We start from the raw sequence: 16,946 nt of genomic DNA, 5'->3' as shown, positions 1-16,946 counted from the left end.
ACACCACCGTGATCGCTGCCGCGCCCGGCGCGTGTTCCAACGCACGCATTGGCAAGCCCGCGCCGCACTTGGGAATTTCCTTACAGATCGCCGTGCGCGGTGATGGCCTGATGACCTGGCCGGGGTAGGTGCCTTGGCCGGGATTGGCGTCCTGAAATCAACTGTCAGATGGAAAACTTCCGATGCCTCGCGCGGCATCGCGGACAATGCACTGTGCTCGCTTCATGGCGGGCGGTGCGTGGGGATTCCCAGGAATCCGCCGGAGTTTCCATCCATCTGGGAGTTGTCCGGTACGCCAACCCGCACCGTCCGCCACCTTGCATCTGCAGGTGGCCTGCCGTCTGCGAGGAGCTTCATCATGTCCACCCGCCCGCTGTTCCCCCAGTTGCACGCCCTGATCGGCGATGCCGCCCATCTGCTGCCTGCCGACGTCGCCGAGCGGGTCGAAGTTCTGCTGGATGACCCCAGGGACCTGCTGCCCGCCCTGCTGGCGCGCATGGATGGCCGCGACGCCGCCGACGGCCAGCGGCTGGATGTGCAGGGGGCCAGCCCGGCGCAGGCCGCCACGATGGCTGGTCTCAGCCGCACGCTTGCCGGCCTGAATACCCTGATCCAGCTGCTGCACGCTGCCGAAATCGCGCGGGAGCAGGGTGGCGCCCGCCAGCAGCTCAATCCCGATGTGGTCGACGGCCTGCTGTTGGGCGCCCGCGAACTGGCCCGCTACGCCCGCCAGCAGCTGGAGTAGATCCACGTCACGCATGGATGCGCTTTGGTAGTGCCGGCCGCTGGCCGGCAATCGAATCGGCCAGTAGATCCACGTCACGCATGGATGCGCTTCGGTAGTGCCGGCCGCTGGCCGGCAATCGAATCGGCCAGTAGATCCACGCCACGCGTGGATGCGCTTTGGTAGTGCCGGCCGCTGGCCGGCAACCAGGCCTCAAGCCCCGGCCAAGCCCAGATACCGCGCATGCAGCTGTTCCACCTGCACCTGCAGGTCCTCCGGCTGCCCATCATTGACCACTACGTCATCGGCCAGTGCCAAGCGCTGCGCACGGCTGGCCTGCGCAGCAATCATCCGGTCGGCCAGCGCAGCATCAATGCCATCGCGCTGCATCAGCCGGGCATGCTGCACGGCTTCCGGTGCATCCACCAGCAATACCCGGTCCAACCAAGGGTAAGCCTTCCGCCCGCCCACCTCGGTCAGCAGCGGAATGGCGGCAATCGCATAGGGGCTCTCAGCCTGCTCGCACTGCTGTTGCATCAGCAGGCGGATGGCCGGGTGGGTGATGGCTTCCAGCGCCGTCCGCTCGGCCGGATCGGCAAAGACGTGGGCGCGCAGGCGGGCCCGGTCCAGGTTGCCGTCGGCCAGCAGCATGTCGGCGCCGAAACGCTCGGCAATGCGGGCCAGCGCCGGGCTGTCGGCAGCCACCACGGCCCGGGCGGCCAGGTCGGCGTCGGCCACCACGATGCCCAGCGCTTCGAAGCGCCGGGTCACTTCACTCTTGCCCGAGGCGATGCCACCGGTCAGGCCAACCACATAGCGGCTCATGGGGCCTCCCCTCAGCGCAGCCCGCTCATCACCATGTACTGCTCCACCAGCGGCGCACCCCACATGAAGTACAACCAGCCGGCAATGGCCAGGTAAGGGCCGAACGGAATTGGCGTGGCGCGGTCACGGCCCCGGCTGTACAGCCAGATCGAGCCGATGATGGCGCCCAGCACCGACGACAGCAGGATGATCGGCAGGATGCCCTTCAGGCCACACCAGGCGCCCAGCGCTGCCAGCAGTTTGAAGTCGCCGTGGCCCATGCCCTCCTTGCCGGTCAGCTGCTTGAACAGCCACCAGACCGTCCACAGCGACAGATAGCCCACCGCCGCGCCCACCAGGGCGGGCTTGGCCGGCATGTACAGGTTGTCGATGCTGCCTATCAGCCCCAGCCACATCAGCGGCAGGGTGAGCTGGTCGGGCAGCAGCTGGGTGCGCAGATCGATGCCGGACAGCGCGATCAGGAAGCAGGTCAGCACGATGGCGCCGAAACCCTGCCAGCCGAAGCCGAACTGCCAGACGCAGGCCACCACCAGCAGTGAGGTCAGCGCCTCCACCAGCGGGTACTGCAGCGAGATCGGTGCCTTGCAGTGGCGGCACTTGCCGCCCTGGATGATCCAGCTGAACAGCGGGATGTTCTCGTACCAGCTCAGCTTGTGCTTGCAGTGCGGGCAGTGCGACGGCTCGACCACGATCCCCGGTGGGGGCGGCTCATAGAAGTCCGGTTCCTCCAGGACTTCGCGCGCATCGCGCTTCCACTGCCATTCCAGCCGCTTGGGCAGGCGCAGGATGACGACGTTCAGGAAACTGCCCAGCAGCAGTCCGAAGGCGGCCGCGGCGGGGTAGCCGAGGCCAGGATGCTGGTCGAGAAAAGCCATGTATGTGTTATCCGACGACGGCGCCGAGTTTGAAGATGGGAAGGTACATGGCAATCACCATGCCGCCCACAATGGTACCAATGAACACCATGATCATCGGTTCCAGCAGGCTGCTCAGGGCATCCACCGAATTGTTGACCTCCTGCTCATAGTACTCGGCCACCTTGAACAGCATGGCGTCCAGCGCACCAGCCTCTTCGCCGATGCCGGTCATCTGGATGACCATGTGCGGGAACAGGTTGGTCTGCTTCATCGACATGTTCACCGGGTAACCCACCGAGACGTCGTCGCGCATGCGCAGCACCGCCTCTTCGTACACGGTGTTGCCGGTAGCACCGGCCACGATGCCCAGCGCCTCCACCAGCGGCACGCCGGCCTTGAAGGTCACCGCGGTGGTGCGCGAGAAGCGGGCGATGGCGCTGTTGTGCATGATCTGCCCGATCACCGGCACCTTCAGCACGAACCGGTCCATCGCATGCTGCATCTTCGGCGAGCGCTTGTAGGCCATGATCGCACCGACAGCGGAGCCCACCACGATCAGGAATATCAGCCACCACCACGACACCATGAACCGCGAGAGGTTCACCACCATCTGGGTGAAGGCGGGCAGCTCGGCACCAAAGCTCTTGAACACGTCCTCGAACTGCGGGACCACGAACACCAGCATGATGCCGCTGACCAGCATGGCCACCACGACCACCATGATCGGGTAGAACAGCGCTTTCTTGATCTTGCCCTTCAGCGCTTCGATGTTCTCCTTGTAGGTGGCCACCGTGTCCAGCACGGTTTCCAGCACGCCGGCGCCTTCGCCGGCCCGCACCAGGTTGCGGTACAGCTCGTCGAACTGCACCGGGTGCTTGCTGACTGCTTCGTACATCGAGGAACCGCCCTCGATGTCGGTGCGGATGGTGTCAACCAGTTTCTTCATCCGTGGGTTCTTGTGCCCGCTGGCGATGATGTCCAGCGCCGACACGATCGGCACGCCGGATTTCATCATCGTGGCCATCTGCCGGCTGAAGAAGGCGATGTCCTTGGGCTTGACCGGGCTGCCGGAGGCGCCGAACAGCGGCTTCGGCTTGGGCTTGACCTGGCCCGGGTTGATGCCCTGGCGGCGCAGCTCGGCGCGCAGCAGGTTGGCGTTCTTGGCCAGCTGCTCGCCCTTCATCTTCACGCCCCGCTTGTCGGTCCCCACCCAGACAAACGGCTGCAGTTCCATGGTGGCGCGCGCCACCGGCTCTTTCTTGATCGCACTGCGACTGACAGACATGTTGGCTCCCCAAGACCCGCCATCCCCAGGCGGGTAACTAGCCATCGATGGTAGCGGGTTCAAGGCCGGATGGGCAGTTGGCAGGGGGCCCAGCGTGCGATTTCGTGCCGGGTGCCGACCAAAGGTGACGTACTGCGTCACATTGCCGCGTCCATCGCAGATTCGGAAGCGGGGGGTTCCCATCCGCGAAATTGCTGCCATCATGGGCGCGGGGAAATCCAGGGGGAGGCGTGCCGGGGTTGGCACGCAACCTGCGTTGATCCACCCGCAGGGCATGGGGCCCGCTCAACCGGCGCTGTCCGGTCCGATCCCGTGCACTGAACTCAACCACCACTATCTTGGGGATGTACCAAATGAAGAACCAGAAGGGCTTCACCCTTATCGAACTGATGATCGTCGTCGCGATCATCGCCATCCTGGCCGCCATCGCGCTGCCGGCATACCAGGACTACACCGCCAAGTCGAAGGTCACCGCTGCGCTGGCCGACCTGGCTTCGCACAAGACCCAGTTCGAGATGGAAAAGAGCGCGGGCCGCGATCCGACGCCGGTTACTGCTGGCTTCCAGGCTGAAGAAACCGGTAGCTGCGAAACCATCGCTGTGGACAAGGATGGCATGACCTGCACCATCCGTGAGCCGGGTAGCCGCATCGGTGCCGGTTCCACTTTGGCGCTGAAGTACACCAATACCGTGACGGATGCCTCCGGTGCGATCACCACTCCGGGTGGCTTCTCCTGCGTCGTAACCGTGATGGACGCCAAGTTCATTCCGAAGGGTTGCACCAAGTAATATGCTCAGCTGAGTCGCGTGGTGGCGCTGTTGCTTCCACCGCTCTCAACAGAGAAAACACAAGGCCCGCTTCGGCGGGCCTTGTGCTGACCGGGCTGCGAAACACGGTCGGTATGCAGCAATGGGGATTGCTGGATCAATCAGGGGGAGTCATGAACACGCAGAAGGGCTTCGCGCTCATCGAACTGATGATCGTGGTGGCTATCATCGCCATCCTGGCGGCGATCGCGACGGTGGCGTTCCAGCCCTACGTCGTACGCACGCAGCTGACCGCCGCACTGGCCGACATCACGCCGGGCAAGACCAAGGTGGAAATCCTCGTCAATGAGGGCCGTTCGGCCAGCCTGGTCACACCGAACTACATCGGTGTCGCCCAGAACGCCCACTGCTCCAACGTCGAAGCCGAACTCAGCGACTCCGGTGTCGGCCACATCAGCTGCACCCTGAAGGGTCACAGCGTGCTGGAAGGCAAGGACCTGATCCTGCGCCGCTCGGCCGAGGGCATCTGGAGCTGCGATGGCAGCGCGTTCGAAGCGCGCTATCGCCCGACCGGCTGCTGATCACACTTCAGCGCTCCGGTGGGATGCTGGCTGCCCCTTGACGGGGCTATCATCCCCGGGGGAGTCAGGATCGTGCCTGCCGGGCCGGGAGTGCCGGGCAAGGCAGTGTTGCTCATGGATTGGCGATGCCGGTGGCCATTGGGTCGCGGCGGGTTCTGCTGCCCCGTGCGGTGTCCGTGCAAGAAGCACGGCATGGCATGACCCCATGAGCCAAGGATTCATATGAACGCTGTCACCACCGCCAATCTTGTCGGCATCACCGGCCTGGCCCGTCGCCTGGTGCAGGACGGGGCCCTGGACGAGGCCACCGCCCGCGACGCCATGGCCAAGGCCGCCGCCGCGCGCCAGCCGCTGCCGACGTGGTTCGCGCAGAACAAGCTGGTCAATGCCTCGCAGCTGGCCGCCGCCAACGCGGTCGAGTTCGGCATGCCGCTGTTCGACGTGTCCACTTTCGACGCCAGCCAGAACGCGATGAGCCTGGTCAGCGAGGAGCTGCTGCGCAAGCACAACGTGCTGCCGCTGTTCAAGCGCGGTGGCAAGCTGTTCGTCGGCACCAGCAACCCGACCCACTCGCTGGACGAGATCAAGTTCCATACCAACCTGGTGGTCGAGCCGATCCTGGTCGACGAGGACCAGATCCGGCGCACGCTGGAACAGTGGCACGCCAGCCATGACACCCTCGGCGATGCCCTGGGTGGCGATGACGATGGCATGGGCAACCTGGACGTGGCGGCCGGCGACGAGGATCTCGGCGCCACCGGCGGCGATTCCGGCATCGACGCCAAGGGTGACGACACCCCGGTGGTGAAGTTCGTCAACAAGGTGCTGGTCGATGCGATCCGCAAGGGCGCCTCGGACATCCACTTCGAGCCCTACGAAGACGATTACCGCGTGCGCCTGCGCATCGACGGCCTGCTGAAGATGGTGGCGCGCGCACCGGTGAAGCTGAACCAGCGCATCGCCGCGCGCCTGAAGGTGATGGCACAGCTGGACATCGCCGAGAAGCGCGTCCCGCAGGACGGCCGCATCAAGCTCAACCTGTCCAAGACCAAGCAGATCGACTTCCGCGTCAGCACGCTGCCGACCCTGTTCGGCGAGAAGGTGGTGCTGCGTATCCTCGATGGCAGCGCGGCCAAGCTGGGCATCGACAAGCTGGGTTACGAGCCGGACCAGCAGAAGCTGTTCCTGGATGCCATCCACAAGCCGTACGGCATGGTGCTGGTGACCGGCCCGACCGGTTCGGGCAAGACCGTGTCGCTGTATACCGCGCTGGGCATCCTCAACGACGAGACGCGCAACATCTCCACTGCCGAAGACCCGGTGGAAATCCGCCTGCCCGGCGTCAACCAGGTACAACAGAACAACAAGCGCGGCATGACCTTCGCCGCGGCGCTGCGCTCGTTCCTGCGACAGGACCCGGACATCATCATGGTCGGCGAAATCCGCGACCTGGAAACGGCGGAGATCGCGATCAAGGCCGCGCAGACCGGCCACATGGTGCTGTCCACGCTGCATACCAACGATGCGCCGCAGACCATCGCGCGCCTGATGAACATGGGTATCGCGCCCTACAACATCACCAGCTCGGTGACGCTGGTGATCGCCCAGCGCCTGGCGCGCCGCCTGTGCGGCAACTGCAAGCGTCCGTCCAGCCTGCCCGAACATGCGCTGCTGGCCGAAGGCTTCACCCAGGCGCAGCTGGATGCGGGCATCGAGCTGTACGAGGCCGTGGGCTGCGACGAATGCACCGAGGGCTACAAGGGCCGGACCGGCGTCTACCAGGTCATGCCGATGACCGATGAGATCGCCACCATCGTGCTGGCCGGTGGCAACGCGCTGCAGATTGCCGAGGCGGCGCAGCAGATCGGGGTGAATGACCTGCGCCAGTCGGCATTGAAGAAGGCGGCGGCGGGCATCACCAGCCTGGCCGAGATCAACCGCGTCACCAAGGATTGAGGTAGATCCACGCCATGCGTGGATGACGCGATGCAGGAGGTTGCCGGCCAGCGGCCGGCACTACCAGGTTGGTGGTACGCGCCGGGTCAGAGCCCTTTCCTTTGGAAAGGGATCCGACCCCGGGTTTACTCCATCCCCAGCTTCTTCAGCTTGTAGCGCAGCGCACGGAAGGTGATGCCCAGCTGCGCGGCGGTACGGGTCTTGTTCCAGCGGTTCTCTTCCAGCGCACGCTGGATGGCGCTGCGCTCGAGCTGCTCGATGTAGGAGGGCAGGGCGGCACTGCCCGGCTGCAGGTCGGCCACGGCTTCGGCGGGCGCCGCACTGCCGGGAGCACGCGGCGCGTGCTGCGGCAGGCGCAGGTCATCGGCGCCGATGCAGTCTTCTTCGGCCAGGGCCAGCGCACGCTCCAGGATGTTTTCCAGCTCGCGCACATTGCCCGGGAACGCGTACTGCGCCAGTGCTTCCAGCGCCGAGGGCGCCAGCAGCGGGGTGGCGCGGCCGTGGCTGCGGGCCAGGCGGGCCAGCACGGCCGCGGCCAGTTCGGGCAGGTCCTGGCGGCGTTCGCGCAGTGGCGGCACCTTCAGTTCGATCACGTTGATGCGGTAGTACAGGTCGTGGCGGAAGCGCCCGTCCTCGACCAGCTCGGCCAGGTCCTTGTGGGTGGCCGAGAGGATGCGGACATCCACCGGCTCCTCGTTGGCCGCGCCCACCGCGCGCACCGACTTTTCCTGGATCGCGCGCAGCAGCTTCACCTGCATCTGCAGCGGCAGTTCAGCCACTTCGTCCAGGAACAGGGTGCCGCCGTGCGCAGCCTGGAACAGGCCAGGCTTGTCAGCGTGTGCGCCGCTGAAACTGCCCTTGCGGTGGCCGAAGAATTCGCTCTCCATCAGCTCGCCGGGAATGGCACCGCAGTTGACCGGCACGAACGGGCCGGCCGCGCGCGCGCCCTGGGCATGGATGGTGCGTGCAACCAGCTCCTTGCCGACGCCCGACTCGCCGAGGATGTAGACCGGCGCCTGGCTGCGCGCGACCTTGCCGATGGTGGTGCGCAGCACATCCATGGCCTGCGAGTGGCCCAGCAGGCGCCCGCCCTGTTCGGCGTTGGGGCCCGGTGCGGGGCGCTCGGCGTTGTTGAGTTCCAGCGCGTGCTTGACCAGTCCGCGCAGCACCGAGATGTCCACCGGCTTGCTGACGAAATCGAACGCACCGGCCTTCAGTGCCTCCACGGCGAGATCCATGCTGCCGAATGCGGTGATCATCGCCACCGGCGTGCGCGGGTAGTGCTGGGCGATCTCGCTGACCAGTTCGATGCCGTTGCCATCGGGCAGGCGCATGTCGGTGATGCACAGGTCGTACGGATTGCTGGCCAGCAGCTCACGTGCCTCGGCCAGGTTGGCGGCGGTACTGATGCGCAGCCCCATGCGGCCGAGGGTCAGCACCAGCAGTTCGCGGATGTCGCGTTCGTCGTCGACGACGAGGGCGCTGCGGGTTTCATTCATGGGCGTGAAAGATAAACGAGGGGGCTGGAAGCGACAAATGTTTGACGCACAGAATGGGGATCAGCTCGGCAGCAGGGTATGTGGACCGGGCAGCACCAGGCGGAAGCAGGAGCCACCGGCCGGCACCGCGATGTAGTCCAGGCGGGCCTGGTTGGCCCTGCACAGCTCGCGCGCGATGTACAGGCCCAGTCCCGTGCCATGCTCGGACGTGGTGAAGAAGGGCCGGAACAGCTGCGCGGCCACGCTCTCCGGGATACCCGGGCCACGGTCCATCACGTCGATCACCGCGCTGCGTTCGTGCTGGGCCACGCGCAGCCGCACCCGTGCAGGCTGCTGGCCGATGCGGCCGTACTTCAGTGCGTTGTGCACCAGCACGGTCAGCACCTGGTAGAGATGCTTGGCGTCGACCTGGGCCATCACCGATGTGTCGCTGATGATCGGTTCGATGCTGTCGGTCTCCAGGGTCTGGCCCTGCTTGTACTCCAGCACGAAGCGGCGCACGAAGGCGACCAGGTCCACGTTCTCCGGCGTGGCGCGTTCGCGCCGAGCCAACCCCAGCACGCTCTCGACGATGCCGTTGGTGCGCTGGCACTGCTGGCGGATGATCTGCAGCAGGCGGCGGTCGCTCTCGTTGAAGCCGGTGCCTTCCTCGAGCAGCTGCACGGCATAGTTGATCGCCGCCAGCGGATTGCGGATCTCGTGGGCCAGGCTGGCCGAGAAGCGGCCCATGGCCGACAGAGTGAGCGATTCGGCGCGGCGCGAGACCACGCTGGAATCGTCCAGGAACACCAGCGCAAGGTCGCTGCCGGCCAGCAGGCGGGCAAAGCGCGGCTGCACTTCCGGCTGGTCGGGGTTGAGCTGCAGCGGCAGTTCGTCCTGTGCCCAGCCATTGCGCCAGCGCTGCAGCCGGCGCGCCAGTTCCGGTGCGGCACTGGCCAGGTCCAGGCGCCCGCTTTCGCCGTTGCCGTCGTTGTCGCCCAGCAGCATCGAGGCGGCTTCGTTGGCCAGGGTGATGCGGTTGTCGGCGTCCACCACCAGCACGCCGGTGCGCATGCGGCGGATGATCAGTTCGTTGATCTGGAACAGGTTGGCGACTTCATCGCCGCGCTGGTTGGCCAGCTGCTGGTTGCGGCGGGCGCGGTTGCCCACCTGGAAGCTGATGAAGGCCAGCGCCAGGTAGCTGGTAGCGAACATCGCCAGTTCGGCGAGGGTGCGGGTGGGGTCGCCGCCTTCCAGCAGCTTCCAGGTGTACTCGACGCCGGTGGCCAGGCTGGCGGCCAGCGCCAGGCCCAGCCCCAGGCTGAGCGGCAGCAGAGTGGCGGCGGCGGCGATGTTGAACAGCAGCGACATCGAGATACCGGCGCTGGCGCCGGGCAGGGCGTGCGACAGCAGGGTGGCAGCCACGATATCCACCAGCACGCCACTGACCACGATCGGGCGCAGCCAGCGTTCGTTGCGGCCGACCACCAGGGCCAGCAGCGCCAGGGCCAGGTAGATGACCGCAACGACATCGGCCAGCCGCGGGTGGTGGGCTTCGCCGACCATGGCCGACAACGGGCTGTAGAGCAGGGCGGCAATGACCGTAGCGATCAGCACCCGGTACAGCGCGAAGAAATACAGTTCACGCCGCGGAATCGATTCGATGCGGTCAATCAATGAAGCACTGGGTGACACGCCGGAACTCCCCTTCTGGCTGCCTGGGTCTGGATTCTGCGGCGGGCCTGTCCGGCGTCCCCTGAAGCCGGGCCGGCACGTCGCGTTTGCGAAGGGCAGTATAGGGCCCCCGGCCGGGCGCCGCCGAAGTGGTCCGGATCGCGCATTTGGCCCGTTGCGGACACCGGTGGCCAGCCCCGGCCCGGGTGCAACTGCCTGAATGACGGTGGAAATCTGCCCGCGTCTGGCGTTTTGTACAGACTTCTTTGCGCCCCGGCGCCGGCTCGGCCACAATAGTGGGCCCGCCGCGGTCCATGCCGGCGCCCCGCCGGGGCCCTGAGGAATTGCGTGCGGTCGTTCCTATTCCCACGGTGACGCATGAATTTCCACGAATACCAGTCAAAACAACTGCTTGCCGAGTACGGCATCCCGGTCCCGGCCGGCAAGGTCGCTGCGACCCCGGACGAAGCGGTTGCCGCTGCCAACTCCCTGGGCCAGGGCCCCTGGATGGTCAAGGCGCAGATCCACGCTGGCGGCCGCGGCAAGGCTGGCGGCGTCAAGTTCTGCAAGACCACCGACGACGTGAAGGCCGCTGCGGCCAAGATGCTCGGCACCAAGATGGCCACCTACCAGACCGCTGGCGTTGAACTGCCGGTCAACCTGGTGCTGGTGACCACCGCCGGCGAGATCGTCAAGGAACTGTACCTGTCGGTGCTGGTCGACCGTGGCACCAAGACCATCACCTACATCGCCTCTTCGGAAGGCGGCGTGGAGATCGAGCAGGTCGCTGCTGAAACCCCGGAGCTGATCCACTCGCTGAACGTCGACTTCGTCGAAGGCGTGCAGGGTTACCACGGCCGCGATTTCGGCTTCAAGCTGGGCCTGACCGCCAAGCAGGCCGGCCAGTTCGCCAGCATCATGGTGAACCTGTACCGCCTGTTCAACGAAAAGGACCTGGCCCTGGTTGAAATCAACCCGCTGGCCATCCTGGACGACGGCAACCTGTACGCGCTGGACGGCAAGTTCGACAGCGACGACAACGCCGCGTTCCGCCAGAAGGCCCTGGTCGCCATGCGCGACAAGACCCAGGAAGATCCGACCGAAGTGATCGCTTCGGAACTGGACATCAACTACGTCACCATGGACGGCAACATCGGCTGCATGGTGAACGGCGCCGGCCTGGCCATGGCCACCATGGACGTCATCAAGCTCAACGGCGGCGAGCCGGCGAACTTCCTGGACGTGGGCGGCGGTGCCAACAAGCAGCGCGTCATCGAAGCCTTCAAGCTGATCCTGTCCTCGGACAAGGTCGAAGGCATTTTCGTCAACATCTTCGGCGGCATCGTCCGCTGCGACATGATTGCCGAAGGCATCATCGCCGCCGTGAAGGAAGTGGGCGTCAAGGTTCCGGTCGTGGTGCGCCTGGAAGGCACCAACGTGGAAGAAGGCAAGCAGCTGCTGCGTGACAGCGGCATGGCCATCATCCCGGCTGACAACATCAACGATGGCGCCAAGAAGATCGTTGAAGCTGTCAAGAACGCCGCCTGATACCGACACCAAGGAATTCCAATGTCTGTTTTGATCAACAAGAACACCAAGGTGATCGTGCAGGGCTTCACCGGCCAGCAGGGCACCTTCCACGCCACTCAGATGATCGAGTACGGCACCCAGGTTGTCGGCGGCGTGACCCCGGGCAAGGGTGGCACCACCCATATCGACCTGCCGGTCTTCAACACCGTTGCCGACGCCGTGCAGAGCACCGGCGCCAACGCCTCGGTCATCTACGTGCCGCCGCCGTACGCGGCTGACGCGATCCTGGAAGCCGCTGCTGCCGGCATCAAGGTCATCGTCTGCATCACCGAAGGCATCCCGGTGCTGGACATGCTGCGCGTCAAGAACGTGCTGACCCGTTCGCATCCGGACACCGTGCTGATCGGGCCGAACTGCCCGGGCGTCATCACCCCGGGTGAGTGCAAGATCGGCATCATGCCGGGCCACATCCACCAGCCGGGCAAGATCGGCATCGTGTCGCGTTCGGGCACCCTGACCTATGAAGCGGTCAAGCAGACCACCGAAGTCGGCCTGGGCCAGTCCACCTGCATCGGCATCGGCGGTGACCCGATCAACGGCCTGAACTTCGTCGACTGCCTGAAGCTGTTCAACGAAGACCCGCAGACCGAAGGCATCATCATGGTTGGCGAAATCGGCGGCGACGCCGAAGAAGCCGGCGCCGAGTACATCAAGAACCACGTGAAGAAGCCGGTCGTCGGTTTCATCGCCGGTGCGTCGGCTCCGGCCGGCAAGCGCATGGGCCACGCCGGTGCGATCGCCTCGGGCGGCAAGGGCACTGCCGAAGGCAAGTTCGCCGCCATGGAAGCGGCCGGTGTTGTCACCGTCCGCTCGCCGGGCGACCTGGGCGCTGCCATCGCCAAGCTGGTCAAGTAAGACCGCTGGGCGGGGGATTGTAGAGTCGACTGTTAGTCGACTGCTCTTCCCACCGGCTGCTGCAAAACAGAAAGGCCGCCTCCGGGCGGCCTTTCTGCGTCTGGCGCCCTGGCCATCCCGGCAAGCTCATCCACGCATGGCGTGGATCTACTGAGCCGGGGCTGTCCACGCAGCGAGCGCGCCCGGCGCGCGCATGGCGCAGCGCTACAATGGCGGCATTGCAACCACAGGCTGGATTCCCATGGCTTCGATCCGCATCGCGATGGCGCAGTTCGACTTCCCGGTCGGCGACGTCGCCGGCAACACCGAGCGCATCATCGAGATGATCGGCCAGGCGCGCGACGAGTACGGCGCCGAGCTGGTGATGTTCCCCGAGCTGGCGGTGAGCGGTTATCCGCCGGAAGACCTGCTGCTGCGCCCGGGCTTCCTGTACGAGTGCGAGCAGGCAATGATGCGCATCGCCGGTGCCTGCCGCGGCATCACGGCGGTGGTCGGCTGGCCGCAGGCGGCTGGCGCGGTGGTCTACAACGCCGCCAGCGTGCTGCGCGATGGCCTGGTCGAGCAGACCTACCGCAAGCGTGAGCTGCCCAATTACGCCGTGTTCGACGAACGCCGCTACTTCGATGTTGATCCGGACGGTGGCAGCTGCGTCTTCGAGGTCAACGGCATTCCGGTGGGTTTGCTGATCTGCGAGGACCTGTGGTTCGCCGAGCCGCTGGCCGACACCGTGCGCGCCGGCGCGCAGCTGGTGGTGGTACCCAATGCCTCGCCGTACGAGCGCGGCAAGCACGCCCAGCGCGATGCGGTGCTGGCCGCACGCACCCGCGAGAGCGGGGCAGCGATTGCCTATCTCAATGTGGTTGGTGGCCAGGATGCGCTGGTGTTTGATGGCGCCTCGGTGGTGGCCGATGGTGATGGCACGGTGCACCCCGCCGCCGCCGCCTTCGTCGACCAGTGGCTGGTGGTGGAGTACGACGGCCAAACGCGTCGCTTCATGCCGCACGTGTGGATGGACGACGGCGACGAGAGCATGGACGCGCTGGCCTGGCGCGCGGTGACCCGTGGCATCCAGGACTACTGCCGCAAGAACGGTTTCAAGAAGGTCTGGCTGGGCCTGTCCGGTGGCATCGATTCGGCGCTGGTACTGGCGCTGGCGGTCGACGCGCTCGGCGCCGAGAACGTCACCGCTGTGCGCCTGCCGTCGCGCTACACCGCCGGCATGTCCAACGACCTGGCCGCCGAGCAGTGTCAGGCACTGGGCGTGAAGCTGGAAGCGGTCTCGATCGAGCCGGCGTTCAAGGGCCTGATGGAATCGCTGGCGCCGATGTTCGAAGGCACTGCGCCGGACGTGACCGAAGAGAACCTGCAGTCGCGCAGCCGTGGCGTGATCCTGATGGCGCTGGCCAACAAGTTCGGAGGGCTGCTGCTGACCACCGGCAACAAGAGCGAGTACGCCGTCGGGTATGCCACCATCTATGGCGACATGTGCGGTGGCTACGCGCCGTTGAAGGACCTGTACAAGACCGAGGTGTTCGGCCTGTCCAAGTGGCGCAATACCGTGGGCGGTGCGCCGGTGATCCCGCCGGCGGTGATCAGCCGCCCGCCGTCGGCCGAACTGCGCGAGAACCAGCTGGACCAGGACTCGCTGCCGGCCTATGACGTGCTGGACGGCATCCTGTACCGCTACATCGACCAGGAGCAGTCGCGCACGGAGATCGTTGCCGCCGGTTATGACGCGGCCGTGGTCGACCGCGTGCTGCGCCTGGTGCGCATCAGCGAGTGGAAGCGGCACCAGGCCGCGCCAGGCCCGAAGGTGTCGCGCCGCGCTTTCGGTCGCGAGCGTCGCTACCCGATCAGCAACGGCTACAAGGGTTGAGGTAGCCGTTGGCAGGTAGTGCCGGCCGCTGGCCGGCAACCCGTACCCCGCGTATCCACGCATGGCGCGGATCTACTGCCTTTGGTAGTGCCGGCCGCTGGCCGGCAACCCGTATCCCGCGCATCCACGCATGGCGTGGATCTACCGGGCGTCGTCGAGCAGCTGTTCGAGGCCGGCGGTTTCCGCAGCGTCGTTGAAGTGGCCGTCTTCAAGCCGTGCACGCACAAACGCCAGGCCATCCGCCGCCGCCGCGTCCAGCGTGCCGCGATGGTCGACCGGGTAGCGCCGGAACGCTACCGGCTCGCCGCGCAGCGCCAGGCCTGCGGCATACAGCAGGGTGGTCAGATAGGGGACGTCGCGGTCCTCGCTGCCGTGGCCCAGCATCAGCGGTTGGCTGAAACCGCGGCGCGGTACGCCGAGATAGTCGTACAGCACGGCCCAGATGCCCGGCACGCTGGTCAGCGGTGCGGTGAACATGCTGCCGGTATCCGCGCCGTCCAGCGTGGTGGCCAGTTCGCCCAGGCACTGCTCGCGTGCCACTGCCACGCGGGTGCGGCCGGTGTCGCTGAGGACGCGGTCGATCTGCGGCGCAACCTGCAGCAGACCGTCGAGCAGATACGCGTGATACGCGTTGAGCGCGCCAGGATTGGCGGTGCGGTTGTCCGGCTTCATCACCAGTGCGGTCAGCTCGACGGCGGTGGGCGTGCCGGTGGTGAAGCTGCCGCGGTAGTGCAGCGACGGGCCAGCATAGGTGGGCGCCAGATGCCCGGCAGTGAGCGCGGCGGCACCACCCTGCGAATGGCCGACCGAGACCCAGCGCGGCGACAGCGTTGCGGTGCCCAGATACTGGCGGCTGGCTTTGACGAGGTCGATGGCATTGCGCGCGGCAGTGCGCACATGCAGATAGGCATGGTCACCTGGACCGCCGAGGCCCTGGTAGTCCGCAGCAACCACCGCATAGCCCTGTGCCAGGAACTGATCGAGGAAGCGGCCGTCGCGTTCGGGTTGGTAGGGGCCGGACACCGAGGGCGCACAGCGATCCGCGATGCCCTGGGTGCCATGTGCCCAGGACACCACCGGCCAGCCGCCTGCAGGCGCCGCGCCGGCGGGCAGGTACAGCAGGCCGGTGCCTTCGGCCAGCTGGCCGCGATGATCCGGGGTGCGGTAGTGCAGCTTGTAGGCCTGCGCGGCCTTGGACGGCACCCATGACGCGCGATAGGGGGCAGCAGACAGCAGATCGCCCGGTGCGGGTGAGGCAGCCGCCACGGGGCCCGAGGACAGCGCCAGCAGGGCAGTGGCGAGGAGGCAGGCGAGGGGGCGGAAACGACGGGGTGGTGGGGTCATGGGGCGCTCCTTCACGGCCGGGATGGCCGTTGCGCCGCAGTGTGGAGGGCCTCGCCTACGCCGATTGGGACCGGCGTCGCATCCGCCGGGGATTCGTAGAATTCCTAGTGTCGTGGTCCATGGGCGCACGAACCCTCCACGCATGGCGTGGATCTGCCGACAAAGAAAAGGCCCCTTTCGGGGCCTTCTTTTACTTCTTTTCCAGTCGCGCGTTGCGCTGGCCGGTGCTGGCGGACTTTTCGCCAGCGAACGGGTTCAGCTTGCGGATCATCCACGGGTACTTCGGCCACTTGCCTTCCAGCCACGGGTGGTCCGGCTGGTTCAGCTGCAGGACGCGGCGGGCGTCGTCGGCCAGGGTCTTGTTGCCCAGGTGGGTGTAGGAATCGGCCAGGACGGCGACGGCATCGTACTGGAACGCGCTCTGCGGATAGGTTTCCAGCAGGTAGTTGGCGCGGCCGGCGGCCGAGACCCAGGCGCCGCGGCGCATGTAGTACAGGGCGTTGTCCAGCTCATGCTGGGCGAACACGTCACGCAGCTCCAGCATGCGCTGGCGCGCATCGGCGGCGTAGCGGCTGTTCGGGTAACGGTCCACCACGATGTTGAAGTCCGAATACGCCTGGTGCGGCGTGGACAGATCGCGGCGGCTGGCATCCAGCGACCATACGCGACGCAGGAAAACCGTACTGCGGTTGGAGTTGGCCAGGCCGCGCAGGTAGTACAGGTACGCGATGTTGCGATGGGTCGGGTAGGTACGGATGAAGCGGTCGATGCTGGACACTGCATCGTCGTGCTTGCCGGCCTTGTACTGCGCGTAGGCGGTTTCGATCATCGCCTGTTCGGTATACGGGCCGTACGGATACTGGGCCACGAGGCGGCGGAAGCTGGTTTCAGCCCCGCTCCAGTTGCCACCCTGCATCAGCTTGTGGCTCTTCTCGTACAACTGTTCGACCGGCGTCCCTTCATCGGGGCGATCGCCCTTCTTGGCGCCACGGTGGCAGCCGGTGGCGGCGATGACCAGCACCAGCAGCAGGGCGGTGAGGCGGACGGGCGCGGAGAGCATGGAGGAGCGTCGGATCATGAGGTCGAGGCGGGACGCGGCTGGAATACGAAGGGTCGATGATAGCCTAGTGTCCT

At 66.1% G+C, this 16,946-nt stretch carries 14 protein-coding genes; 7 read left to right on the top strand and 7 right to left on the bottom strand.

The features are described 5' to 3' along the window. Nucleotides 1-358: 358 nt before the first annotated feature. A complete protein-coding gene (locus AC5P6S_RS02130) occupies nt 359-745 on the top strand; it encodes a hypothetical protein (RefSeq protein ID WP_005410802.1) in 387 nt (128 codons plus the stop codon). A gap of 192 nt (nt 746-937) precedes the next feature. Here AC5P6S_RS02130 and coaE read toward each other — a convergent pair whose 3' ends face one another. Genes coaE through AC5P6S_RS02115 form a run of 3 tightly spaced genes read right to left on the bottom strand, consistent with a single transcriptional unit; the run spans nt 938 to nt 3,691 of the window. Further along, entirely contained in the window at nt 938-1,549 is a 612-nt protein-coding gene (gene coaE, locus AC5P6S_RS02125) for a dephospho-CoA kinase (RefSeq protein WP_049452340.1), read from the bottom strand. A gap of 11 nt (nt 1,550-1,560) precedes the next feature. Continuing rightward, nucleotides 1,561-2,424, bottom strand: coding sequence for a prepilin peptidase (locus tag AC5P6S_RS02120; protein WP_005410800.1), 864 nt, complete (start codon nt 2,422-2,424; stop codon nt 1,561-1,563). 7 nt (nt 2,425-2,431) lie between these two features. Further along, the gene (locus AC5P6S_RS02115) at nt 2,432-3,691 is read right to left on the bottom strand and encodes a type II secretion system F family protein (protein WP_005410799.1); all 1,260 of its coding nucleotides are present in this window, start codon (nt 3,689-3,691) and stop codon (nt 2,432-2,434) included. 353 nt (nt 3,692-4,044) lie between these two features. Between AC5P6S_RS02115 and AC5P6S_RS02110 the strand changes: the two genes are divergently transcribed. The 3 genes from AC5P6S_RS02110 (at nt 4,045) to pilB (ending at nt 6,995) form a co-directional block, all read left to right on the top strand. Next, nucleotides 4,045-4,479, top strand: coding sequence for a pilin (locus tag AC5P6S_RS02110; protein WP_109337809.1), 435 nt, complete (start codon nt 4,045-4,047; stop codon nt 4,477-4,479). 152 nt (nt 4,480-4,631) lie between these two features. Continuing rightward, entirely contained in the window at nt 4,632-5,039 is a 408-nt protein-coding gene (locus AC5P6S_RS02105) for a pilin (protein WP_109337808.1), read from the top strand. Between the two features lie 222 nt (nt 5,040-5,261). Continuing rightward, nucleotides 5,262-6,995, top strand: coding sequence for a type IV-A pilus assembly ATPase PilB (pilB, locus tag AC5P6S_RS02100; protein WP_005414305.1), 1,734 nt, complete (start codon nt 5,262-5,264; stop codon nt 6,993-6,995). Between the two features lie 125 nt (nt 6,996-7,120). On the opposite strand, the gene AC5P6S_RS02095 is transcribed toward pilB, so the two are convergent. Together AC5P6S_RS02095 and AC5P6S_RS02090 are read right to left on the bottom strand one after the other, a co-directional pair. Continuing rightward, complete coding sequence (locus tag AC5P6S_RS02095; protein ID WP_005410795.1) at nt 7,121-8,494, bottom strand: sigma-54-dependent transcriptional regulator; 1,374 nt, start codon at nt 8,492-8,494, stop codon at nt 7,121-7,123. A 60-nt stretch (nt 8,495-8,554) separates the two neighbouring features. Next, nucleotides 8,555-10,168, bottom strand: a complete 1,614-nt coding sequence (locus tag AC5P6S_RS02090; protein ID WP_065183900.1) for a sensor histidine kinase — start codon at nt 10,166-10,168, stop codon at nt 8,555-8,557. Between the two features lie 357 nt (nt 10,169-10,525). On the opposite strand from AC5P6S_RS02090, the gene sucC reads away from it, so the two are divergent. The 3 genes from sucC to AC5P6S_RS02075 all read left to right on the top strand — a co-directional run bounded on the left by sucC (nt 10,526) and on the right by AC5P6S_RS02075 (nt 14,468). Beyond that, entirely contained in the window at nt 10,526-11,695 is a 1,170-nt protein-coding gene (sucC, locus tag AC5P6S_RS02085; RefSeq protein WP_004154430.1) for an ADP-forming succinate--CoA ligase subunit beta, read from the top strand. Between the two features lie 21 nt (nt 11,696-11,716). Next, on the top strand, nt 11,717-12,592 hold the full coding sequence (gene sucD / locus AC5P6S_RS02080; protein ID WP_005410793.1) for a succinate--CoA ligase subunit alpha: 876 nt from the start codon (nt 11,717-11,719) through the stop codon (nt 12,590-12,592). A 241-nt stretch (nt 12,593-12,833) separates the two neighbouring features. After that, nucleotides 12,834-14,468, top strand: a complete 1,635-nt coding sequence (locus AC5P6S_RS02075; protein WP_024956776.1) for an NAD+ synthase — start codon at nt 12,834-12,836, stop codon at nt 14,466-14,468. Nucleotides 14,469-14,609: 141 nt separating this feature from the next. On the opposite strand, the gene AC5P6S_RS02070 is transcribed toward AC5P6S_RS02075, so the two are convergent. Together AC5P6S_RS02070 and AC5P6S_RS02065 are read right to left on the bottom strand one after the other, a co-directional pair. Beyond that, complete coding sequence (locus tag AC5P6S_RS02070; RefSeq protein WP_235643454.1) at nt 14,610-15,812, bottom strand: lipase family protein; 1,203 nt, start codon at nt 15,810-15,812, stop codon at nt 14,610-14,612. A 190-nt stretch (nt 15,813-16,002) separates the two neighbouring features. Next, nucleotides 16,003-16,890: an outer membrane protein assembly factor BamD gene (locus AC5P6S_RS02065; RefSeq protein WP_024956778.1), complete on the bottom strand. Its 888-nt coding sequence runs from the start codon at nt 16,888-16,890 to the stop codon at nt 16,003-16,005. Between the last annotated feature and the right edge of the window lie 56 nt (nt 16,891-16,946).

The sequence above is a fragment of the Stenotrophomonas sp. YJH_SMC_119 genome, assembly GCF_059368315.1.
This window is presented reverse-complemented; position numbering and strand designations above follow the sequence as displayed.